The sequence below is a fragment of the Shimia sp. Alg240-R146 genome (assembly GCF_947331465.1).
Lineage (GTDB): Bacteria > Pseudomonadota > Alphaproteobacteria > Rhodobacterales > Rhodobacteraceae > Shimia.
The window spans coordinates 1,578,178-1,601,274 of sequence record NZ_CAMZOK010000001.1 but is presented as its reverse complement, the minus strand read 5'-3'; the positions used below and the strand labels follow the sequence as shown (position 1 = coordinate 1,601,274).

The 23,097-nt window shown below is 58.6% G+C and carries 23 protein-coding genes; 12 read left to right on the top strand and 11 right to left on the bottom strand.

Annotated features, from left to right (window positions below; translation table 11 throughout):
- The 3 genes from PG871_RS07720 (at nt 1) to PG871_RS07710 (ending at nt 3,180) form a co-directional block, all read left to right on the top strand.
- Nucleotides 1-828 (top strand): IclR family transcriptional regulator, encoded by an 828-nt coding sequence (locus PG871_RS07720; protein ID WP_270727970.1) that lies wholly within the window; start codon nt 1-3, stop codon nt 826-828.
- A gap of 116 nt (nt 829-944) precedes the next feature.
- The gene (locus PG871_RS07715) at nt 945-1,742 is read left to right on the top strand and encodes a phytanoyl-CoA dioxygenase family protein (protein ID WP_270727968.1); all 798 of its coding nucleotides are present in this window, start codon (nt 945-947) and stop codon (nt 1,740-1,742) included.
- A 124-nt stretch (nt 1,743-1,866) separates the two neighbouring features.
- Nucleotides 1,867-3,180 (top strand): calcium-binding protein, encoded by a 1,314-nt coding sequence (locus PG871_RS07710; protein ID WP_270727964.1) that lies wholly within the window; start codon nt 1,867-1,869, stop codon nt 3,178-3,180.
- Nucleotides 3,181-3,255: 75 nt separating this feature from the next.
- Here the strand turns inward: PG871_RS07710 and PG871_RS07705 are convergent, their stop codons facing one another.
- Complete coding sequence (locus tag PG871_RS07705) at nt 3,256-3,720, bottom strand: GatB/YqeY domain-containing protein (protein ID WP_270727962.1); 465 nt, start codon at nt 3,718-3,720, stop codon at nt 3,256-3,258.
- Between the two features lie 199 nt (nt 3,721-3,919).
- Here PG871_RS07705 and carA point away from each other — a divergent pair, with 199 nt between their 5' ends.
- Nucleotides 3,920-5,077, top strand: a complete 1,158-nt coding sequence (gene carA, locus PG871_RS07700; RefSeq protein ID WP_270727960.1) for a glutamine-hydrolyzing carbamoyl-phosphate synthase small subunit — start codon at nt 3,920-3,922, stop codon at nt 5,075-5,077.
- 73 nt (nt 5,078-5,150) lie between these two features.
- The gene (locus PG871_RS07695; RefSeq protein ID WP_270727957.1) at nt 5,151-7,064 is read left to right on the top strand and encodes a glycosyltransferase; all 1,914 of its coding nucleotides are present in this window, start codon (nt 5,151-5,153) and stop codon (nt 7,062-7,064) included.
- Here the strand turns inward: PG871_RS07695 and PG871_RS07690 are convergent, their stop codons facing one another.
- Nucleotides 7,065-7,703 carry a GntR family transcriptional regulator gene (locus PG871_RS07690; RefSeq protein ID WP_270727954.1) on the bottom strand — a complete coding sequence of 213 codons (639 nt, stop codon included), beginning with the start codon at nt 7,701-7,703 and terminating at the stop codon, nt 7,065-7,067. It abuts the gene before it with no gap.
- Nucleotides 7,704-7,804: 101 nt separating this feature from the next.
- On the opposite strand from PG871_RS07690, the gene PG871_RS07685 reads away from it, so the two are divergent.
- The 4 genes from PG871_RS07685 to PG871_RS07670 all read left to right on the top strand — a co-directional run bounded on the left by PG871_RS07685 (nt 7,805) and on the right by PG871_RS07670 (nt 10,759).
- Nucleotides 7,805-8,449, top strand: coding sequence for a pyrimidine 5'-nucleotidase (locus PG871_RS07685; RefSeq protein ID WP_270727952.1), 645 nt, complete (start codon nt 7,805-7,807; stop codon nt 8,447-8,449).
- A gap of 136 nt (nt 8,450-8,585) precedes the next feature.
- Nucleotides 8,586-8,765 (top strand): hypothetical protein, encoded by a 180-nt coding sequence (locus PG871_RS07680; RefSeq protein WP_054004013.1) that lies wholly within the window; start codon nt 8,586-8,588, stop codon nt 8,763-8,765.
- A gap of 74 nt (nt 8,766-8,839) precedes the next feature.
- The gene (locus tag PG871_RS07675; RefSeq protein ID WP_270727948.1) at nt 8,840-10,051 is read left to right on the top strand and encodes a UbiH/UbiF family hydroxylase; all 1,212 of its coding nucleotides are present in this window, start codon (nt 8,840-8,842) and stop codon (nt 10,049-10,051) included.
- 3 nt (nt 10,052-10,054) lie between these two features.
- Complete coding sequence (locus PG871_RS07670; RefSeq protein WP_270727946.1) at nt 10,055-10,759, top strand: M50 family metallopeptidase; 705 nt, start codon at nt 10,055-10,057, stop codon at nt 10,757-10,759.
- Here PG871_RS07670 and PG871_RS07665 read toward each other — a convergent pair.
- From PG871_RS07665 to PG871_RS07650, 4 genes are all read right to left on the bottom strand, one after another.
- A complete protein-coding gene (locus PG871_RS07665; protein WP_270727943.1) occupies nt 10,756-11,880 on the bottom strand; it encodes an aminotransferase class V-fold PLP-dependent enzyme in 1,125 nt (374 codons plus the stop codon). The two genes, PG871_RS07670 and PG871_RS07665, sit on opposite strands and share 4 nt — an antisense overlap.
- 98 nt (nt 11,881-11,978) lie before the next feature.
- Nucleotides 11,979-12,638 (bottom strand): GGDEF domain-containing protein, encoded by a 660-nt coding sequence (locus PG871_RS07660; protein WP_270727940.1) that lies wholly within the window; start codon nt 12,636-12,638, stop codon nt 11,979-11,981.
- A gap of 149 nt (nt 12,639-12,787) precedes the next feature.
- Nucleotides 12,788-13,246 carry an Lrp/AsnC family transcriptional regulator gene (locus PG871_RS07655; protein WP_270727937.1) on the bottom strand — a complete coding sequence of 153 codons (459 nt, stop codon included), beginning with the start codon at nt 13,244-13,246 and terminating at the stop codon, nt 12,788-12,790.
- Nucleotides 13,243-13,698 (bottom strand): Lrp/AsnC family transcriptional regulator, encoded by a 456-nt coding sequence (locus PG871_RS07650; protein WP_270728743.1) that lies wholly within the window; start codon nt 13,696-13,698, stop codon nt 13,243-13,245. The genes PG871_RS07655 and PG871_RS07650 overlap by 4 nt, the downstream gene beginning before the upstream one ends.
- A gap of 142 nt (nt 13,699-13,840) precedes the next feature.
- Here PG871_RS07650 and ilvC point away from each other — a divergent pair, with 142 nt between their 5' ends.
- The 3 genes from ilvC to PG871_RS07635 all read left to right on the top strand — a co-directional run bounded on the left by ilvC (nt 13,841) and on the right by PG871_RS07635 (nt 16,290).
- Entirely contained in the window at nt 13,841-14,863 is a 1,023-nt protein-coding gene (gene ilvC, locus PG871_RS07645) for a ketol-acid reductoisomerase (RefSeq protein ID WP_054004008.1), read from the top strand.
- A 160-nt stretch (nt 14,864-15,023) separates the two neighbouring features.
- Nucleotides 15,024-15,368, top strand: a complete 345-nt coding sequence (locus PG871_RS07640; RefSeq protein WP_270727934.1) for a hypothetical protein — start codon at nt 15,024-15,026, stop codon at nt 15,366-15,368.
- A gap of 1 nt (nt 15,369) precedes the next feature.
- Nucleotides 15,370-16,290, top strand: a complete 921-nt coding sequence (locus PG871_RS07635) for a DMT family transporter (RefSeq protein ID WP_270727931.1) — start codon at nt 15,370-15,372, stop codon at nt 16,288-16,290.
- On the opposite strand, the gene glmM is transcribed toward PG871_RS07635, so the two are convergent.
- The 5 genes from glmM to PG871_RS07610 all read right to left on the bottom strand — a co-directional run bounded on the left by glmM (nt 16,287) and on the right by PG871_RS07610 (nt 23,089).
- A complete protein-coding gene (glmM, locus tag PG871_RS07630) occupies nt 16,287-17,633 on the bottom strand; it encodes a phosphoglucosamine mutase (protein ID WP_270727929.1) in 1,347 nt (448 codons plus the stop codon). The two genes, PG871_RS07635 and glmM, sit on opposite strands and share 4 nt — an antisense overlap.
- Nucleotides 17,623-18,642, bottom strand: coding sequence for a dihydropteroate synthase (gene folP, locus PG871_RS07625; RefSeq protein WP_270727926.1), 1,020 nt, complete (start codon nt 18,640-18,642; stop codon nt 17,623-17,625). Before folP ends, glmM begins: the two co-directional genes overlap by 11 nt.
- Before the next feature lie 38 nt (nt 18,643-18,680).
- A complete protein-coding gene (locus PG871_RS07620) occupies nt 18,681-19,613 on the bottom strand; it encodes a dihydroneopterin aldolase (RefSeq protein ID WP_270727924.1) in 933 nt (310 codons plus the stop codon).
- Between the two features lie 143 nt (nt 19,614-19,756).
- A complete protein-coding gene (locus tag PG871_RS07615) occupies nt 19,757-20,398 on the bottom strand; it encodes a cell wall hydrolase (RefSeq protein WP_270727922.1) in 642 nt (213 codons plus the stop codon).
- Nucleotides 20,399-20,548: 150 nt separating this feature from the next.
- The gene (locus PG871_RS07610) at nt 20,549-23,089 is read right to left on the bottom strand and encodes a putative PEP-binding protein (RefSeq protein WP_270727920.1); all 2,541 of its coding nucleotides are present in this window, start codon (nt 23,087-23,089) and stop codon (nt 20,549-20,551) included.
- Nucleotides 23,090-23,097 lie beyond the last annotated feature (8 nt).

Genomic DNA, 23,097 nt, shown 5'->3' with positions numbered 1-23,097 from the left:
ATGAGAAAACGCGCCCAAACGCCCGGCGAGCCAACAACGCCCCCCGAAAACGACCGCCAGTTCGTCACGGCCCTGTCGCGTGGTCTCGAAGTGCTGCGCGCCTTTAAGCCGTCAGACCGCGCCGGACTTTCCAACCGCGAACTGGCCCAGCGCACCGGCTTGCCGAACTCGACAATCTCGCGCCTGACCTACACGCTGATGACCACCGGCTACCTGCTCTATAATGAGACCACGGGCCGCTACAACATTGGCGTCCCGGTGCTCAGTCTTGGGTTTTCCTGCCTTGGCGCCATGCCGATGCGGGACGCTGCCAAAGACCTGATGCAGGATTTGGCGGACTACGCCGGTGACGGCGTGCAAGTTGCGCTTGGCGCGCGTGACGGCCCGACCGTCACCTACCTCGCCTGCGCCCGCGCGGCCAACGGGGTGGTCTCGCTGCAACTCGGTGTCGGGTCGCGCATCTCACTGGCCCGCTCGGCCATGGGACGCGCTTATATTGCCGGCTGCATAGGCGAAGAAAAAGACGAGATCCTCGATTTGCTGGCGGCCTATTACGGACCACAGGACTGGCCTGAAACCCAAGCTGGCATCGAAGACGCCGAGGCTCAAATCGCGACCAACGGGTTTTACGTGAACTACGGCGATTGGCACGACGGTGTGCATTCCCTTGCCGTTCCATTTCCTGTGCGCGACGAAGGCTCCCCCAACCTTGCATTCAATCTCGGTGGCCCAGCACACTTTCTGCCGCCAGAACGAATGGAAAACGACTTGGGACCACGCCTCGTGGCAATGGCGCAAAGCTTGCAACGTCACAACTCTGCGTTCTGACCTATTCCCCGCGTCATGGCGCATCCTGCGTCAGAGCGAACGCCCGCGTTTTACCATTTGACCTTGCCGCGACCCACGCGCAAGCTGCCCTGCGATCAAATTAGGGGGAGCCACCAATGGTCACGGTCACACAACAGGATATCGACACGTTTCAACGCGACGGGGTGGTGGTGATCCGCGGGCTGTTTACCGACCACCTTGAGACCCTGCGTGCAGGTGTTGCGCGAAACATGGACGAACCCGGCCCCTATGCATCTGAGAACAAAAGAGACGGCGAAACTGGTCGCTTCTTTGACGACTACTGCAATTGGCAACGCATTCCCGAATTTCAGGACGTGATCAAAAACAGCGACGCCGCACAAGTTGCGGCCAAACTGATGCAGTCGCCCAGCGTGCAACTGTTCCACGATCATGTGTTAGTCAAAGAGCCCGGCACCTCGATGGCCACGCCTTGGCACACGGACGGGCCTTACTACTTTGTGCAAGGCAGCCAGACGCTCAGCTTCTGGTCCCCCTTGGATCCGGTGGAAGAGGCCACGCTACGCCTCGTGGCAGGCTCGCACTTGTGGGAAAAGCCGGTGCTGCCCACCCGCTGGACCAGCGAAGAAAGCTTCTTTCCCAACGCCGATGACTACATCCCTGTGCCAGATCCTGACGCCGAGGATATGCGGGTCGTAGAGTGGACGATGCAACCCGGCGATGCGGTTGCCTTCAATTTTCACGTGTTGCACGGTGCCCGTGGCAACCACGCCACCACCCGGCGGCGCGCTTTCTCCCTTAGGCTTTTGGGCGAAGATGCACGTTACACAACACGCCCTGGCCCCACCTCTCCGCCTTTCCCCGGGCATGACATGATTGAAGGTCAGAAGCTGCGCAAAGACTGGTTTCCGATGCTGATTCCCAGAAATGGTTAATTGTCGCCATTCAGGAAACAGTTAATTTTCAGTTAAGGCCTGCGTTGACTCTCAAGGGAATCTCGCCCCATTCTTGACAAGATTCCACCACTTCTACGTCACATTGCCATTTGGGGGCCTTCACATGCCTATTAGTCCACCCAGCGTTCCGACGCTCGAAAGTCTGTTTGTCGCCCCACCCGAGGTGACCGAAGAAGACATCATCATTGCTGCGGGGCCGTACGACTTCACCGCTTTCTTTTCCGGATTGCTCGACCTGATTTTTGACGAGGTTGTCCTCGCAATCGGTACAGGTGGAGATGAAACCGTAACCGTCTCAGACGGACGGGTTGTATTTGTTGCCGGGGATGGCAATGACATGCTGGACGGTGGCAGCGGAGTAGACATCGCATTTGGCGATGACGGGGACGACACGCTGTATGGGAATGGCGGCTCCGATCTGTTGTTTGGCGAGCACGACAACGACGTCATGGATGGCGGCGGCGGCTTTGACGCCCTGTTCGGCGGCTTTGGCGCGGACATCATCCATGGCGGCTCCGGCTCCGACTTCATCGATGGCGGCAACGGTTATGACCGCCTGTATGGTGACAACGGCCACGACATCATTCTTGGCGGTGCCGGCAACGACTGGATCAGCGGCGGCAACGGTCATGACGTCATCGGTGGCCAAAGTGGCCGCGACAACATCTGGGGAGGCCACGGCAGTGACACCGTCTTTGGCGGCACTGGATCCGACACCCTTCGCGGCGACAACGGTGCCGACGTACTTGTTGGCGGTGAAGGCAACGATCGCATGTACGGCGGCAATGGCGCTGACATTGTGTCCGGCGGCGACGGCCATGATCTTGTGCGTGGCGGGCGCGGCGACGACACGCTGATCGGTGGCGAAGGCAACGATCGCATGTATGGCAACGACGAAAACGACCAACTGTTTGGTGAGGATGGCGACGACTTCCTTTCCGGCGGCAATGGCAATGACTTGCTAAACGGCGGCCACGGCGATGACACGGGCTTTGGCGGCGACGGCAACGACACCCTGCGCGGCGGCAACGGCAACGACGCTCTGCATGGCGGGGACGGCGACGACAACATCTACGCCCAGAACGGCGATGATTATGTCACCGGCGGCAGCGGCGCAGACGTACTGTTTGGCGGCCACGGCGAAGATACTATTCGCGGCGGTGTAGGCGATGACACGCTTCTCGGCGGCGCGGACGCGGACCAATTTGTGTTCTTTGACAGCGTCGACAATGGCCTCGACACCATCCTCGATTTTGAGGACGGCGTGGACCTGATCCGCATCGACAGTGACACCACCACCTATTCGGTGACCGACACTGCAGATGGCGCATTGGTCGAAATGGACAACGGCATCTCGTTCCTGTTGTCCGGTGTTGCCGCCACAGACATTTCAGACGACGACTTCCTTTTCGTCTGATCTACTCACGACACGTCATCAAAAAGGCCCGGAGCGCGACTGCACTCCGGGCCTTTTTTGGTAAACCTCTGGACCTTACTTGCTCAGCAGGTCCTTGACCTTCGGTCCCACCTTGCCAAAATCCATCTGGCCGGTGAATTTGGACTTCAGCGCCCCCATCACCTTGCCCATATCGCGGATCGACTCAGCACTGACCTCGGCAATTGCCGCCTCAACCGCAGCAACAACTTCATCATCACTCAGCTGCTTTGGCAGGAACTCTTCAATCACCGGAATTTCGTTCATCTCGCGTTCCGCCAGATCAAGCCGCCCACCCTCTTCATAGGTGCGCGCGCTTTCTTGCCGTTGTTTGACCATCTTGGCCAGGATCGCCAGTATTTCCGCGTCGTTGACGCCGCTTGCATCCTCACCTTCGCCACGCGCAGCGATGTCGCGATCTTTGATCGCCGCGCTGATCAGCCGAAGGGTCGACAGCCGCTCTGCTGCGCGGTCCCGCATCGCCTGCTTCAGGGCTGCGGAAATTTCTTCTCTCAGGGTCATGTGCATTGCCGTTCACTGCCAAACATAAGATTGAGACACTATATAAAGTCATCGCGACTCGCAACGTCGAAAGGTTGCGCAAACATCGCCATAAAAATAAGGGGTTTCACGCTATTTTTCGGCGGAAACACGCTTCGCCTTGACGCCACTCGGCCCCCGACATAGTTTCCCGACAATTTGTCAGCCGGAGAGTCGCGCCATGGCCCATAAAGCCCCATCCCACCCGACCGCATGCCTTGCCCTTGCTGATGGAACCCTGTTTTACGGGCGCGGATTTGGCGCAACCGGCGACACCATCGCAGAGCTTTGCTTCAACACCGCCATGACCGGATATCAGGAGATCATGACGGACCCGTCCTATGCCGGTCAGGTCGTCACGTTTACCTTTCCCCATATCGGCAACACCGGCGTCACACCCGAAGATGATGAGACCGCCGATCCAGTGGCCGCCGGTATGGTGGTGAAATGGGACCCGACTGAACCCAGCAACTGGCGCTCGGCTGGCACCCTGTCTGATTGGCTGGCGGCGCGCGGGCGCATCGCGATTGGCGGGGTCGACACGCGCCGGCTGACCCGCGCCATCCGTCAACAAGGGGCGCCCCATGTGGCGCTGGCCCATGATCCGGACGGCAATTTCGACACCGCCGCACTGGTGGCAAAAGCTCGCGCCTTTTCCGGTCTCGAAGGCGTAGATCTGGCCAAAGAAGTCACCTGCGCGCAATCTTATCGTTGGGACGAGATGCGCTGGGCATGGCCAGACGGCTACGCACGCCAGGAAGATCCCAAGTACAAAGTTGTCGCCGTTGATTTTGGCGCCAAACGCAACATCCTGCGCTGCTTGGCATCGGCTGGCTGCGACGTGACTGTATTGCCGGCAACCGCGACCGCCGAACAGGTATTGGCGCACAATCCCGACGGTGTATTCCTGTCCAACGGCCCCGGCGATCCGGCGGCGACAGGTGTCTACGCTGTGCCAATGATCAAGGATGTGCTCAAAGCTGACATTCCTGTCTTTGGTATCTGCCTCGGCCACCAAATGCTGGCGCTGGCGCTAGGCGCCAAGACTGTGAAAATGAACCACGGTCACCACGGTGCCAACCACCCGGTCAAAGACCACGACACCGGCAAGGTTGAGATCACGTCGATGAACCATGGTTTTGCTGTTGATGCCCAGACGTTGCCAGCAGGCGTCGTTGAAAGCCATGTGTCGCTGTTTGACGGATCCAACTGCGGCATCCGTCTGGCTGACAAGCCGGTGTTTTCCGTCCAACACCACCCCGAAGCCAGCCCCGGCCCGCAAGACAGCTTTTACCTGTTTGAAAAATTTGCCGCCTATATGGCCGCTAAGGCTGCCTGACCAACGGCTCAATTAACCAACTGTTAACCAAGCCACCCCAGAATTGTTCTGACAGTTCAACGGGGTGACGCAGATGAATGAGCCGCGACCCAATCTGGAACCGCGACGACTTCCAACGCAAGATCTACCGCCCCTGCCGCTGGGGCGCACTCTGGTGGAGCGCGCTTGGATCACGCCATGGCAGCTGTTCTTTGCACTGCATCGCCAAAAACTCTGGGATGCCACTCTACCCGAAATCCTGTTGTCACGCGGCTGGCTGTCACGCGACCGCTATTGGCGCCTGCATGCGGAACGCACGGGCATGCGACTGATCGATTTGGACCGCCTTCCCCCGGAACCGGGTCTTTTCGCGCTGCTGCCACCCGAGGTCTGTCTGAAACACAATATCCTGCCATGGCGCAGGTTCGGCGATCGCATCTGTTTGGCTACCGGACGACCGGACAGGCTGGCCAAGGCGCGCTGCAACCTGCCGCTGCAATATGCCAATGCGCCTGTTGTGATTGCCCCGGAGGATCAGGTCACCGGGCTTATCGCGCGCCAATCCCGCCGCAGTCTGACCACGCTGGCTGAACATCGCTTGCATCCTCATTACAGCAGTCGAGGTTGGGATCGGCGTTCGCTGCTACAAAAGCTAGCCCTCGCCTGCTCGTTCGTGGCTTTTTTGTTTTCGCTCGCATTTGCCTCAAAAGCCTTCTTTTTGATCGCAACCAGCTGGGCACTCATTTCCCTTGGCGCCGCCACCGCCCTTCGCATCGCCGCCATGGTCGCTTTTTTCCGCCGCTCTGCCCGCGCGCCACCGCCAATTCGTACCGCACCCTTGCCACGCATTTCGGTCATGGTGCCCCTGTTTAAAGAAAAAGAGATTGCCCGCGCGCTGATCCGCCGCCTGACCCGCCTCACCTATCCCCGTGCTTTGCTGGATGTGGTCTTGGTGCTGGAAGAAAAAGACACGCTCACACACGCCACCGTTGCCCGCACCGCCTTGCCCAAATGGATGCGCGTGGTTGTCGTGCCCAAAGGGACAGGCGTCACAACCAAGCCGCGCGCCCTGAATTACGCACTGGATTTCTGCAAAGGCGACATCATCGGCATTTGGGACGCGGAAGATGCCCCTGCTCCGGATCAGCTTGAACGCGTGGCCAATCACTTTGCGACCGCCCCGTCAGACGTGGCTTGCCTGCAAGGCATCCTTGATTACTACAATCCCTACACAAACTGGCTATCTCGTTGTTTTTCAATCGAATATGCCACATGGTTTCGTATCATCCTACCCGGCCTGTCCCGCCTCAAACTCGCCATTCCGCTGGGCGGCACCACCCTGTTTCTTAGGCGACATGTGATCGAAGAGGTCGGCGGCTGGGACGCGCACAACGTCACCGAAGACGCTGACCTTGGCTACCGTTTGGCGCGCTATGGCTATCGCAGTGAATTGATAAACACAGTCACAATGGAAGAAGCCAATTGCCGCCCCATCGCGTGGGTGCGGCAACGCTCGCGCTGGCTCAAGGGGTTTATGGTGACCTATCTCGTGCACATGCGAACGCCACATAGACTCTGGCGCGATCTCGGCGCGCGACAGTTCCTCGGGTTCCAATTGGTGTTTCTCAGCACGCTAAGCCAGTTTCTTCTCGCGCCCCTGCTTTGGATTCTTTGGGGTGCCACTTTTGGCCTTACCTTGCCAAACTGGCAGGCAGGCCTGTCTGGCCCATCCTTCTGGCTCAGTCTCGGCCTGATCTGCGCGACGCTGTCAAACCTGGCCACATGGATCACCGCAGCGGTGATCACCAACCGCTCAAAGCTGATCGCTTGGGCGCCAACCATGGTGTTTTATTTCCCGCTGGCCACACTTGCCTCCTACAAGGCGCTGATCGAACTGGTCGTTGCGCCTTACTACTGGGACAAAACCGAACATGGCAAAACTGCCGAAGCCACCGATCTGAAGTATAGCGGCCACCCCGCCCCAATGGCGCAAGCAGATCCGGAATGATCACTCCTCGTTTTCGGCTTTCAATCGGGTGACAAACGCGGTGCTGATATGGCGGCGCAACGCTTCATTGGCGCCGTCTTCATCACGCGCGGCAATTGCATCAACAATGGCCTGATGTTCCACAACCGTATCTTCACCCCGCCCCTCGGCAGCAATAGATGTGGTCGCCATCAACGCCATCGACCGATGCACAAGATCCAGCTGTTGCACCAGATACCGGTTGTGGCTCGCCAGATGGATCTGCTTGTGAAACCGCCGGTTGGACCGCGCCAGCGCCGAAGGGTCATTCACCAGCCTCTGATCCGCTGCCACCATATCCTGCAACACGCGCACTTCTTCTTTGGTAGCATGACGCGCAGCCAATTTTGCGGCCAACCCCTCAAGCTCGGTGCGTACAACGTAAAGCTCGGCCATCTGGTTGTGATCCAGTGAGCTGACAATCAAACTGCGGCCATCACGCGCCAGCAACGATTGGGTCTCCAGCCGCTGCAACGCCTCACGGATCGGGGTGCGCGACACGCCAAACCGATCCGCAAGATCGCTTTCCACCAGCCGGTCACCCGGTTTGTACTCGCCCACATCGATCGCTTCCAGGATCAGGGAATAGGCATCTTTGTTGGGCCGCTGGCCTTGGGGCATGTCAGTTGTCTCCGCGTCGCACTGCAGGCCAGACTACGCGCAACGACAATTGTTGCAACCCCGCCATTGCGCGTACAGGCGGTAGCACGTTACAGACAGGCATGCCCAAAGCCTCTTTTGCCCACGTCGACACATGGGTGTTTGACCTCGACAACACCCTCTACCCGCCGCAGATGCGCCTCTTCGACCAAATCGAAGTGCGCATGACCAACTACGTGATGACCGCTTTGGGTGTGGATCGACCCACTGCTGATCAGATGCGCAAGGACTACTGGGCGCGCTATGGCACAACGCTCACGGGGCTGATGCGCGAACATGATGTGGACCCCGCGCCATACCTGCATGAGGTCCACGAGATCTCTCTGGATCACCTCAGCGCGGATCTGACGCTTGCGGCGCATATCAAATCGCTGCCTGGTCAATGCATTGTCTACACCAACGGCACCGCGCCCTATGCCGAGCGCGTGCTGGACGCGCGTGGCCTTGAGGGCCTGTTTGACGGAATCTACGGCGTCGAGAACGCGGATTTCTTGCCCAAGCCGGAACGCGCCGCCTTTGAAACCGTGTTTGACAAGGCCAACGTCGAACCCACCCGCGCCGCCATGTTTGAGGATGACTTGCGCAACCTCAAAGTGCCGCACCAAATGGGCATGCGCACAGTGCACGTTGCGCCCGCAGATACTAAAGCGGATCATGTGCACCACCACACGGCCGATCTGACCGACTTTCTTGGCAAACTGACCTGATCGATGTCGGCGGGTTGTCGCCATTGCGACAAACTGACTGATCGCGCGTGGCGCGCTATCGCATAGGCAATTCCAACAGTCACCCGCTGTTAAAAACCGCTGCCGCATTCAGGCCGCGAACAAAGGAATTTGCCCAATGGCCTCTTACGAACCCACATCCACCAAAACCCTCGTCGCGATCTACGCATTGGTTCTGCTCATCGTCGTGCTTTGGGGCACATCAATCGCGCTCTTTGGCATTCCCGGACTCTATATCCCTGCCGTCTGCGCCGTTCCTGTGATCGGGATCATCCTGCTCATGATTTCGCGCGGATAACGGCTGCGGATGACACTTCGCCCCCTTTAAAGCCCCCGCCGTCCGGCGTAGTGTTGCCGCAGGAGGCCCCAAGCATGAGCACATCCCCCACTTCGGCGACTGTTGATATCCTGATCTCCGGCGGCGGCATCGCTGGCCTGACGGCTGCTGCCGCCTTTGGCAATGCCGGGTTTTCTGTGCAATGCGTCGATCCCACGCCGCCTGTCACCGAACGCGACGTTGCCGGATCAGACCTGCGCACAACGGCGTTTTTGCAACCGGCCCGCACCCTGCTGGATCAGGCTGGTCTGTGGGACCGCTTGGCGCCTCATGCCGCGCCTTTGCAAGTCATGCGCATCGTAGATGCCGGCGGTGATGTGCCGGAACCGCGGATCATCAAAAACTTTGACGCCGCCGACCTGTCAGACCAGCCTTTCGGGTGGAACCTGCCCAACTGGTTGCTGCGACGCGAAATGCTGGCGCGGCTCGCAGACCTGCCAAACGTTGATCTGCGGCTCGGAACCGCGACAACCACGCTTTTTACGCGCACCAACGAGGCCCGCGTCGGCCTTTCAGACGGCAGCCAGACAACCGCGCGATTGGTGATCGCCGCTGACGGGCGCAACTCCCCCATGCGAGAGGCAGCGCGCATCAAAGTACACACCACGCGCTATGGCCAAAAAGCGTTGGCGCTGGCCGTCACGCACCCGATCCCACACGCCAATGTCTCCACAGAAATTCACCGCTCCGGCGGCCCCTTCACGTTGGTGCCCCTGCCAGATTACAACGGAATGCCCTCCTCCGCCCTAGTCTGGATGGAGCGCAGCGCAAGGGCAACCCAACTGTTCGACCTGGACGAAGCCGAATTTGAAGCCGAAATGACCGAGCGCAGCTGCGCGCTGTTTGGCCCTCTGAAACTTGCCTCACGCCGCACCATCTGGCCAATCATCTCACAGTCCGCCGAGCGTCTTCATGGCGAACGCCTCGCACTTGTGGCCGAGGCCGCGCATGTTGTCCCTCCAATTGGCGCGCAAGGGCTGAACATGAGCCTTGGCGACATGCGCGTGTTGCTTGATCTGGCGACGGCCAATCCGTCACAACTCGGCGACGCAACCATGCTTGAGACCTATCACCGCCGCCGCTTTGCCGAGGTGAAACTGAGGGTGCAAGGCATCGACATGCTCAACCGCGCCTCCATGGTCGAGTCCCGCCCGCTGCGCGACGCCCGCGCCATGGGGCTGAACGCGCTCTATTCGCTTGCCCCTGTGCGCAAGACCCTCATGCAAATGGGATTGGGTGTGCGATAAGGCATGCGCAAGCTCTGGACCTTCTTTCTGGGCCATTGGCAATTGCTGGGTCTGACGCTGGCTGTCGCGCTCTTGTGGCACACGGACTTCGTGCTGCCCTTGCGGCTCCTGACAGTCTTTCTCCACGAACTCTCCCACGCGATCACGGTGCTCGCGACCGGTGGCGAAGTGCTCAGCCTGACACTGAACCCAAACGAAGGCGGGCTGGTGATGGCCCGTGGCGGAAGCCGCTTCCTGTCGCTGTCCGCCGGCTATCTTGGGTCTCTCGTGATCGGCTCAGCCCTGTTTCTGATTGCCATGCGCACGCATTGGGATCGAACCGTGGTCGGGCTCTTCGGCGTCGTGACGCTGCTCGTCGCCGCCTTCTACGTCCGTGACTTGTTTGCGCTTGTTTTTGTGACCGGCACGGGGCTCGCCATGTTGGCCTCCGCAAGGTATTTCAGCTTGCAAATTAATGACATGGTTTTGCGCACGATTGGGTTGACCAGTATGATCTACGCGCCACTCGACATTTTCGATGACACCATCGCCCGCGCGCACCTGAGATCAGACGCGCGCATGTTGGCCGAAGAATTTGGCGGAACCACGATGATGTGGGGCGGATTGTGGCTGATGATCAGCCTTGCCGCCATTGGCCTAACCCTACGGTTCGGATTGGTCCGCCCAAGCAACATCGCACTGCGCGGACCGTATCTTCGCAGTCGCTAAAGGACCTCATCCAGCACGGCCTTCAACCGCGCAATGGTTCCGTCAACGTCATAGAGTTTGTCCAGCCCAAAGAGGCCCAACCGAAAGGTCATGAACCCGTCCGGCTCATCGCAAGCCAACGGCACGCCCGCTGCAATCTGCATGCCTTTGGCGGCAAATTTGCTACCGTTCTGCACGCCCGGATCACTGGTATAGCTTACGACAACGCCCGGCGCGCCAAAGCCGTCCGCCGCCACCGACGTCACACCCTTGTCCCGCAATATAGCGCGCACGCCATCGCCAAGCGCCCATTGCGCATCGCGCAACTTGTCAAAGCCATAGTCCCGCGTTTCCGCCATCGTGTCGCGAAAGTCCCGCAACGCGTCCGTTGGCAGTGTCGCGTGGTAGGCATGACCGCCATTTTCATAAGCCGCCATGATATCGCGCCATTTTTTTAGGTCGATTGCAAAGCTGTCTGACTGAGTGTTTTCCAGCCGTTCCAAAGCCTTATCCGACATCATCACCAAACCGGCCGAGGGGCTCGCGCTCCAGCCTTTCTGCGGGGCCGAGCACAACACATCCACTCCCAATGCCTTCATGTCGACCCAGACACAGCCCGACGCGATGCAATCCAGCACCATCAACGCCCCCACGTCATGGGCGGCGGCGGCCATCTGCGCGATGTAATCATCCGGCAAAATAACCCCCGCGCTGGTCTCCACATGCGGCGCAAAAACAACGTCCGGCTTTTCCTCGCGAATGCGGGCCACCACGTCGGCAATCGGTGCCGGAGCAAAAGGTGCACTCACGTCGTTTCCGGCCTGACGCGCCTTCATCACCGTGCTTTCAGCGGCAAATCCGCCAGTTTCGAAAATCTGGCTCCAACGGTATGAAAACCAACCATTGCGCACTACCAAAGTGCGTGCACCGCGTGCAAACTGACGCGCAACCGCTTCCATGCCATAGGTTCCGCCACCGGGCACAAGCACCACGCCATCCGCGTTGTACACCTCTTTCAGCATGTCAGAGATATCGCGCATAACCTGTTGAAAAGTCGCGCTCATATGGTTCAAAGACCGGTCTGTAAAGACCACGGAAAATTCCTGAAGTCCGTCGGGATCAACCACTGATGAATGGGCCATTGGCACTCTCCTTGCAAAGTTCTGGCCACCCTATGAGGGTGACCAGAAAAAGAAAACTGCACTTTGTCGAGAAACTGCTTCAGCCCATCAAGACAGGCTCAGGCCGCGTCCTCCATTGCACTGGTCTCTATATCACTCCAGCCAACGACCAGCCGGTCTCGCCCACCGCTTTTGGCGCGGCAAAGCGCCTCGCCGGCCGCTGTGATCGCAACCTTCAAGTTGCTGATGCTATCCATGCGTGCCGCACCAAGCGAGACTGTAATCCGCACCGGATCAGTGGCGCCAATCGGAATTTTGCGTTTCTCAACCACCGACCGCAGGCGCTCTCCGATTGAGGCACCGGTTGTCTCGTCCTGACGGTTCAAAAAGATGAGAAACTCTTCTCCGCTAAAGCGACAGATCAGGTCTTCTCCGCGAATGTTCCCCGCCAAAAGTGTCGCTACGTCCCGCAGCACAACGTCCCCGACAAGGTGTCCATATGTATCGTTTACTGATTTGAACCGATCCAAATCCACCATCAGGATCACACCGTGAACCGAAGGCCGACGCTCCATCTCCGCAAAGAAAAACTCTCGACTCGCAACGTTTGTTAGTTTGTCGTGGTTCTCAAGGCGCTTCAGCTCGCCCGACAAAGCCTGAGATTTCTGCACCAAGCGCCCAAAACTCCAAGAGATGCCAATCGTCAGCACACTCACTAGCAAGATCACAACCGGAAACGCGCTTGCCCATTCATCCCGTTCGGTCAAAACAGCTGCCACGATGAAAACACTGGCATTTGCAAACAAGGTGACCGCGGCAACCTTAGTGAGTATTTCTCGTTTTTCCGCTTGCATAAGTTCTGCCCTACTAGGTTTTTTGCATGGAATATCGGTAAGCCGTTAAAGTTTGGTTTTCGACGGACAATTGATCACAACAACGGTCCAGGGCGGCGCTCTTCACTTAGCAAAACGTTGGCTTCCACATTACCGACTCCGGGCAAGGTCATCACCCGCCGACGCAGAACCCGTTCAAAATCGGCAATATCTCGCGCCACCACACGCAAGCGATAATCATACATCCCAAGCACATGCTCGATGGTCTGCACTTCTGGAATGGCACTGACGGCGCGCTCGAAATCCTCAAGGCTGACCCGCCCCTTGGTGGCCAGTTTCACCCCCAAAAACACGGTCACCCCAAATCCCAGTTTTTCCCGATCCAAATCCAGCTTGCGCCCGGCAATCGCTCCGCTGTCCGTCAGACGCTTGATCCGTCGCCACGCCGCAGGTTGGCTCAATCCAAACTTACGCCCCAACGCGCCCGCATTTTGCGTTGCGTCTTCTGCCAAGGCCGCCAGCAGGCCTCGATCGATGTCATCTAGGTCAATCATAGCGGCAGGCTTTCATCGGATTTGATCCGCGCCACATGCATCAATGACTCAATGTCCGCGATATGCGGAAGCGTCAAAATCCGCCGACGATAAACCTCCTGATAGTGACGCATATCTTTGGCAATCACCGACAAACGCACGTCAACGCGACCCAGAAAGGTTTGAATCTCTGTCACCTCGGCAATGTCGCGTGCCGCCTCGATGAAATCGTCAAACGCCCGTGATTGCGTTTTGTCCAACGTCACACGCAACGACACCTCCACGGCATACCCCAACGCCTGCCAGTCGATCACCGCGCGCTGACCGCGCAAGATCCCGGCTTCACGTAATTTGTCCAACCGGCGCGTCAACCGCGACACGGTCACGGTCAATCGGTCCGCCAGATCCGGCAGAGATTGAGTCGGGTCGTCTTGCATATAGCGCAAAATGCGCCGATCCAGATCATCAAGCATGAAAAAATCACTATCACGCATATTGGAGAATGACTATCGGCAAAAATTAAGGAATTATCGGCGTGACTGCGCTCGTTTTTGCCCACTTCCGCCTTATGATCCCCTCAAAGACACACTGACACCAACAAGAGGAGCGCCCATCATGCGCGTTTACTACGATCGCGATTGCGACATTAACCTGATCAAAGACAAAAAAGTCGCCATTCTGGGCTACGGCTCCCAAGGCCACGCCCACGCGCTGAACCTGCGCGACTCCGGCGCCAAGAACCTTGTTGTGGCTCTGCGCGAAGGCTCTGCCTCCGCCAAGAAAGCCGAAGGCGAAGGCCTGACCGTGATGGGCATCGCCGAAGCCGCTGCTTGGTGTGACGTCATCATGTTCACCATGCCCGACGAACTTCAGGCTGAAACCTACAAGAAATACGTCCACGACAACATCAAGCCCGGCTCTGCCATCGCGTTTGCCCACGGCCTGAACGTACACTTCGGCCTGATCGAGCCTAAAGAAGGCGTAGACGTGATCATGATGGCGCCTAAAGGCCCTGGTCACACTGTACGCGGCGAATACACTAAAGGCGGCGGCGTGCCTTGCCTTGTTGCTGTTGATCACGACGCATCCGGCAAAGCGCTGGAAATCGGCCTGTCTTATTGCTCCGCCATCGGTGGCGGCCGCTCTGGCATCATCGAAACCAACTTCCGCGAAGAATGCGAAACCGACCTGTTCGGTGAACAAGCTGTTCTCTGCGGTGGTCTGGTTGAACTGATCCGCTGTGGTTTCGAAACTCTGGTCGAAGCAGGTTACGCACCTGAAATGGCCTATTTCGAGTGCCTGCACGAAGTGAAGCTGATCGTTGACCTGATCTATGAAGGCGGCATCGCCAACATGGACTACTCGATCTCCAACACTGCGGAATACGGCCAGTACGTCACCGGCCCACGTATCCTGAACTACGACGAAACCAAAGCCCGGATGAAAGATGTTCTTACCGACATCCAGCAAGGTAAATTCGTGCGTGACTTCATGCTGGAAAACGCAGTTGGTCAGCCAACAATCAAAGCGTCCCGTCGTGCCAACGACGAGCACATGATCGAAGCAACTGGCGCCAAACTACGCGGCATGATGCCTTGGATCTCTGCTGGCAAAATGGTCGACAAAGAAAAGAACTGATCTCCCCGATCAGACTGGAACGGGGCGCTTTCGGGCGCCCCTTTTTTCTCCTCCTTCATTGATATCTTGGGCTGCACGCTGGCCGTCCATTTCTGCCCGCACCTAACACCTTCACGCATCGCAAAGTCTTTGATCGGGCCACGCATTCCGGAGATGGACCATGAAGCAAGAGACCTCCGCCGAAATCGCGCTATTTTCGCCAGCTTGGCTCATGGCGCTTTTGCGCGGGCAACGCTCTAGCGGTGAAACGTTTTGGGTCGGCAACTATGGCACCGCGCTGTTTCACCAACCGGTTCTGGCCTTGCTGCTGGTTCTTCCCGGAACTGGTGTGCTTCCCGGCTTCTTTGCCGCGCTCCTGTTTGTCTACCAGCTCTTACTCGTCGTCGCCCTAATCCGCTCACACCCAAAGGTGGCCACTCCAATTGGCTGGAAAGTTGCGGGCGTCATTTTCACATTGCTCAATGCAGGCGCCTTTGCCGCGCTCGCCATGACATTATCCATCTGACATGACCCCACAGACCGCTCCAACACCCACAGCGCAAAGCTGGTTGATGATATTGTTGCTCGGCCTCGTCTGGGGCGGCACGTTTATGGTCATGGCCATCGCGCTCGAAGATTACCCCCCGCTGACGGTCGCTTGCGCGCGCACAGTGTTAGGCGCGTTGGGATTGCTGGCGCTGCTGCCTCTCACAGGGCGCAAAATTCCAACGCTTACACCGGGGTTGCTTTCAAGCATCACATGGATCGGCTTGTTCTCCACCGCCATCCCCTTTGTGCTTCTCAGCTGGGGCATCTCGCATGTCGCTTCGGCCTTTGCAGGCGTGTCGATGGCAGCTGTGCCTTTGTTTGTCCTGCCGCTGGCGCATTTCTTTTCCGACGAAAAGCTGATCCCGCGCCGCCTTGTTGGCGTTCTGGTCGGCTTTTCCGGCGCGCTTGTATTGATCGGCCCCGGCCTTGCGGCCATCGGCACCGGCGCCGAACCACTCGCGCAAATCGCCTGCCTCGCAGCCGCACTATGTTACGCCATTTCCTCTACCCTCACACGCCGTTGCCCGCCAATCGATCCATTGGTGCTTGCGGCGCTAACGCTGCTTATCGGCGCCATCCCTTTGGTGCCTCTAATGCTAATCGTGGACGGCATACCAACTTGGCAAGGCGCACGAACCGGCACGGCCATCCTCTTCCTCGGTCTGATCCCAACCGCCGCCGCAACACTTTTGCGGGTTACAGTGATCCAAACCGCTGGCTCTGTCTTTATGACATTGGTCAACTATCAGGTGCCGATATGGTCGATGATCTTCGGCGCAGTCGTCCTGTCCGAAGACCTACCATTCCGCTTTTTCATCGCGCTGGCACTGGTGCTGACAGGCCTCGCCGTCAGCCAATGGAACAGCCTGCGTGGCCTTCTCGGAAGTCGCAGATCTTAAGTCACTGCTGTTTTTACGGCATCCACCACACTGTCGACCGTCCGCTCCAACAGTTGCGCATCCTCACATTCCGCCATCACGCGGATCAAGGGCTCAGTGCCGGACTTGCGGATCAACAGCCGACCTGCGCCTTGAAGGGCGCTCTCAGCGCTGGAAATTGCCGCTTGCACGGCCGCGGTCTCAAGCGGCGCCTGTCCCTCTCCGTAACGCACGTTCTTGAGCATCTGCGGTACGGTTTCAAACACACGTGCCAACTCAGACGCCTTTTTGCCGGTTTCGACCATAGCGGCCACAAACTGCAACCCAGCCATCAGCCCGTCGCCAGTGGTGGCATAATCCGTCATCACGATATGGCCGGACTGTTCTCCGCCAAGGTTGAACCCGCCCTTACGCATGGCTTCAACCACATAGCGATCCCCCACCGCGGTGCGTTCCAGGCGCAGGCCTTTGCCGTCTAGAAATTTCTCAAGCCCAAGGTTGGACATCACCGTCGCCACCAACGCGCCGCCCTTAAGCTGCCCGCTTTCCGCCCAACGCGCCGCCAACAGACCCATGATCTGATCGCCATCCGCCACACGGCCGGTTTCGTCGATGATCATCACGCGGTCCGCGTCCCCATCCAGACAGATGCCCACATCCGCACCATGCGCCACAACTGTTTCAGAAGCCGTAGTCGGATGGGTAGACCCGCAGTTCTCGTTGATGTTCAGCCCGTTCGGCGACACGCCAACAGGGATCACCTCGGCCCCAAGTTCCCATAACGCCTCAGGCGCTGCGCGATAAGCCGCACCGTTGGCGCAGTCTACGACAACCTTGATGCCAGACAGCGGCAACGCCCGTGGCAATGAGCTTTTGACCCGCTCGATATAGCGGAACCGGCCATCATCAATCCGCGTAGCGCGGCCAATGTTGTTGGCCTGTGCCGGCTCAACACCGCTTTCAATCAGCTTTTCGATCTCAAGCTCGGCTTCATCAGACAGCTTGAACCCGTCCGGCCCGAAAAACTTGATACCGTTGTCCTGCGCAGGATTGTGACTGGCGGAAATCATCACCCCCAAATCGGCGCGCATACTGGTGGTCAAAAGACCCACCGCCGGCGTTGGCACCGGCCCCAGAAGAAACACGTTCATTCCAGTGGAGGTCAGCCCCGCTGTCAGCGCGTTCTCAAACATATAACCGGAAAGCCGCGTGTCTTTGCCAATTACCACGCGGTGCTGGTTGGTACCATCGTTGCGAAAATACCGCCCCACCGCGGTGCCAATGCGCAGCGCCATTTCAGCGGTCATCGGATAAATGTTTGCTGTGCCCCGAACCCCGTCGGTGCCAAAGAACTTACGCGTCATCAAAATCTCCTGTCGTCACGGCCCACCAAAGGCCCAGCGCCTGCGCGGTCTCGGCCACGTCATGCACACGCACAATTTGAACGCCTTGCGCCACCGCTTCAAGCGCGACGGCAATAGAACCGGGCGCGCGATCACTGGCAAGCGGTGCCTTGCCGATCGTCCCGACAAACCTTTTGCGCGACGCACCTAACAAAACTGGACATCCAAGGCTGTGGAAAAGGCTGATCCGGCCCAACAAGGCAAGGTTATGGCGCAACGTCTTGCCAAACCCGATACCGGGATCCACGACGATCTGAGTGCGCTCAATGCCGAGCGCCACAAGGGCCTCAACTTGTGTTTCAAGAAAGTCATAAACATCCAACAACACATTGTCGTACTGCGGATCAGCCTGCATCGTCTGCGGATCCCCCTGCGCGTGCATCACACACACCGGCACGCCTTTCTCCGCCGCCAATGTCGCCAAGGCGGGGTCAAAGGTAAATCCGGCCACGTCATTGATCAACGTCGCGCCCGCCTTCAACGCCGCTGCCGCGACAACAGCCTTGCGGGTATCGATGCTGATTGGCACATCGCTCTCTGCGCGGATCTCGGCAATCGCCGGAACCGTGCGTGCGATTTCCGCGTCTACCACCACCTCTTGCGCGCCGGGCCGCGTGCTTTCGCCGCCCACATCAATGATGGTCGCGCCTGCGTCAATCATGCGTGTGGCATGCACCCGTGCCGCTTCGGCGCCTTCGTGCTGCCCGCCATCGGAAAAACTGTCAGGCGTGACATTGAGGATGCCCATAATTTGAGGCGTCGCCATAACGAGACCGGCCACCGCCACCCGTTGCGCTGTCATGCGCGCCAAAACAGCCTTTGGCACCTCGGCAATAGGCGCAACACGCGGCGCTTGCCCACGTTCGAGAACTTCGACATTAGAGAACCAGCACCATCCACCGGCAAGCGTCAACGCTGTGTCAGGTCGGGCGGCGTCGGTTTGCGGGATCGCGCGAAAATAGGTCGTCATGTTGGTTCAATGAGGCCAAACGCGGCAAAACTCAAGGCTCAGAGCGTCCGTTGTTCCAACGCCACGGCCCGTACGGGCACATCGCCCGCTTCGGGGGCCGCCTCACCGATCACGCAAAGCTGGAGCGCATCCATTTCGGCCGCAAACCACTGGCTGAGAGCAAGGCCATCTGTCTGCGCCACATCGCCGGGGCCTTCGACGGAATCCAAGACAATTTTGGACGGTGCCCACACGCAAATCTGCCCGTTTTTCATTGCCCAATCGAGTTCGGTACGCGTCGCAACGACAACGCAGCGTTCGTCCCGCGCCGCCAGACACCAGGCGTTTTGTTCAATCGCCAGCAAATCAACCCGCCGTTGGGTCATCACATGGCCAGTTTGCGTCACATCGATATCCGGCATGCCCACGCAAAAAATCAATGGCGCACCTTTTGCCTCAAGCTGATCAATCCAGCCGGTCAGATGCGCGACAGCCATCGCTGCATTGGACACATAAACCACGCGCGGATGCGGTGCGGCTTCTTCTTCGATCTCTTCAACCGGTGCCAGATGGGCCGTGCGACTGCGCACAATCTCGACCCCCAAGGCACCGGGGCCACGATCGAGTTTCTCAATACGTACGAACACCTGCATTGCCTGCGGTTCAAGCAAAATACGGTCGGCCACCCGCGCCGCCAGAGTTTCCAAGAGGTTCAGCCGCTCCGCCGCCAACTCAAAAGCAATCGCGTCCGTCACACGGTCATAAGACAGGATGCGGTCCACATCGTCGTCCACCGGCGCTGAAATCGGGCGTACTTCGACCACCACATTGAAACACACCCGTTGCGTGGTACCGCGTTCGGCTTGAAACGCGCCAATCTCCACTTCCACAATGTGATCGCGCAACGAAATCCTGTCCAGTGGCACCCCGTCAGCCATAGCTTCCGAGCGCTCAGATGGATGTGCAAACGCGAGGCGAATTTCGTTGGTCATGACGCCGTTCCCATGTTGTGTTGTTCTGCCAAACTACGGTCCGGTCGCGGCCATAACAGAGCCACAGGCGGCACGCCATAGCCCAAAGGCGTCACGCGCCGCAAGCCAAAGCAACGCCATCGCGTAACATCGACAAGTTTAGCCTAGTTTTGCGTCAGGCGCGTCGGCATCCGGTAAAAATGATGCACCCCAATGGTCGTGGTCCGCGGAAACGTCCGTGACCACCGCGGGTTCACCGCTTTGGTGTGATAGTGCGTGGCGCCATCCGTCAATCCGCGCGGCGCACCATCCAGCGACACATGCGCAACCTTCACAACACGTTCATAGGCGTCTTTTTCGTGGATGCGGTTGGTGACGCCATCGCAATTATAGGTGAACTGACACTGGTATTTACGCCCAGACGCGGTGCCCTGCTTGATCACGCCACAAACGCTGTCAGGAAAACTGCCATGCTCGGCACGGTTCATGATGACCTCAGCCACGGCAAACTGCCCTTTGACACTTTCGCCCCGAGCTTCAAAGTAAAGCGCTTCCGCCAGACAAACCACCGCGTCGCTGCGCAGCTTGGTCTCGACCTTGGGCAGGCTGTCAACAAATGCACGGCTATAGGTAATCTTGGTTGGCGCGTTTTTCTTCGGCGCAAAAATTTCCCGAAGCGATTTTCCGTCAAAAAGCACGATCGTCTTTGGCTGTTCCGCGCCATCTTTACCCGTCGCCGACGTGTCAGCAGCAGCAATGGACGTCGACAATGTCGCCGCCAAAATGGCAGTAAATACGGTCCGCATATCAACCTCACAGAATTAAAATGCGGATAGCCCCCCGCATAGCAACGCGGGCTGTATTAGCGCAAAATGCTAAAATGGTAAACATTTGGACTGTTTCTGGTAAATGGCGGAATGAACTCGCCCAACCACAAACCACCTAAGCGCTTGTCTTTACTCTATTTTGTCAAGGATTGCCAGCTGAGCCGCCGCCAGTCGCGCCACCGGCACCCGGAACGGCGAACACGACACATAGTCCATGCCGATGGTGCGACAGAACGCAATCGATTCGGGTGAGCCACCATGCTCCCCACAAACCGACAATGTCAGATCAGGCCGCGCCTTGCGACCGCGTTCTGCGCCAAGTCGCAGCAATTCGCCCACGCCTTCCTGATCCAGCGTGTGGAACGGATCTTCGGGAAAGACGCCCTGCTGCACATAAGGCGACATGAACCGTCCGGCATCATCGCGTGACAACCCATATGTCATCTGCGTCAAATCGTTGGTCCCGAAGCTGAAGAATTCGCAATGCTGCGCAATGTCTTCTGCACGCAACGCTGCGCGCGGTGTCTCGACCATCACACCAAGACGGTAATCAAAGTCGCGCCCGCGTTCCGTGCGAACCGCCGCTGCCACCGCATCAATGCGGGTTTTGACAAGCTCCACCTCGCGCTTGGCAGACACCAGCGGGATCATGATTTCCGACACAACCGGCTCATTCTCACCAGCGGCATCCAGCATCGCCTCAAAAATCGCCCGCGCCTGCATATCAAGGATTTCTGGCACGGTGATGCCCAACCGAACCCCGCGCATACCGAGCATCGGGTTGTATTCACCAAGCTCCTCAACGCGCAGCGTGACATCGCTGAGCGGCAGGTTCAACGCTTCCGCGAGATCACGCAAGCCAGCCCGGTCAGTGGGCAAAAACTCATGCAGCGGTGGGTCAAACAGACGAATGCACACAGGCCGCTTGCCCATGATCGTGAACAGTTCGACGAACATTTCACGCTGCATCGGCAACAATGCCTGCAAGGCAACACTGCGTCCTTCCGGATCATCCGCAAAGATGACTTCGCGCATTGCAATCAGCTGGTCCGCCTCAAAGAACATATGCTCCGTGCGCGCCAACCCGATACCTTCGGCCTGAAACATCAACGCCGTGCGCGCATCCGCAGGCGTATCGGCATTCGCGCGCACACCGATGTCGCGGCTCTCATCGGCCCAGCTCATCAGCGTCTGGAAGCTCTCATCCAATGCAGCCTCCATCATCAACGGCTCACCAGCCAGCACCTGCCCGTTGGTGCCATCCACAGTGATCACATCGCCTTCGTTGAACACCCGTCCGTCCTGCGCCAGCAGCCGCTTCTTAGACGTTTGAAACCGAAGGCTCGACGCCCCAACAACGCAAGGCAGCCCCAATCCACGCGCAATCACAGCCGCATGGCTGGTCATACCTCCGCGTTCCGTCAGTGCAGCGTTTGCCGCGTGCATGCCGCGAATATCCTCAGGATTGGTTTCTCGACGCACCAGAATACAAGCTTCACCACGGGCTTGGCTGGCCTGCGCTTCGGCCGCCGTAAAGACTATTTTTCCGGTCGCCGCGCCGGGGCTGGCAGCGATGCCGTCTCCAATCATGTCGCGCTCTGCCGCGGGATCCACTTGGCGGTGCAACAATTCGTTCAACGCGCGCGGCTCGATCCGCATCACCGCTTCCTGCTGTGGAATGACACCATCTTGCGCCAACGACACGGCAATCCGCACCGCTGCCCGCGCAGTCCGGCTAACCCGTACGCCATCCAGAATATGGATCACGCCGTCTTCCAGCGTGAATTCAATCTGCATTTCCTCGCGCAGTTTGACCCGCATCAGCGCAGCGTATTCCTGAAGCTTGGCGTACACCTCCGGCGCATGTTCTTCCAGCGACGGACCACGATCATCCGCCTGCAGAAAAAGCGCCTCGGCACCAGTTTGCATGGCGTCCCGTCCTTGGGATTGGCTCAAATAGCGTCCCGTGATCTGCGGATAGCCGCTGCCGCTGTCCACCAACTGCAACACGCCAGATCCGCTTTCACCATTGCCGACGCCCAACGCCAGCGACTGGATCACCAGTCCCAGACCGGCATCCGCAGGTGCGCCTTTGGCTTGCCGCAACAGGCGCGCAGTTGTGCCTTCCCATGCCCGCGCCATCGACTTCAATACGCCAGCCAGTTGCACATTGCGATCCTGCGGAAATTCTTCTTCGGCCTCATCCTCATAGGCATCCAGATAATCTTGCAACGCGCCCGCACTGCGCGGATCAATGTCATCAAAGATGTCTGGATCAAGTCGCGCCACATGGGTCGAATAGGACTGAATGAACTTCAGATAAAGACGCGTCGCCGTCTCCGCGCCGATCTCGTCAGACAAGGCCGCATGGCGCCCCGCGTTCATTCCGATGTTGAGGATCGCTCCGGGTCCACCCCAATCCGGATCTTCCGAACTGGGCCGCACGCACAGCAACTGACCATCCTCAAACGTCGTGGAAATCTCCGCGATGTCGGGTGTCTCACCTGCCGCGATCTGATGTACCGCTCCGAAAGAAAGCGCAACAGTGGCCGGCACCGGCAAGTCCAGCCGCACCAGACGCTGCAAACACTTTGCCCGCCCGCCATGGGTGGCAACCGCCACCGGCGCCTCTGGTGTAATCAGGGTGATGTCAGGATCGTTCTGCTGCACTGCGGCAC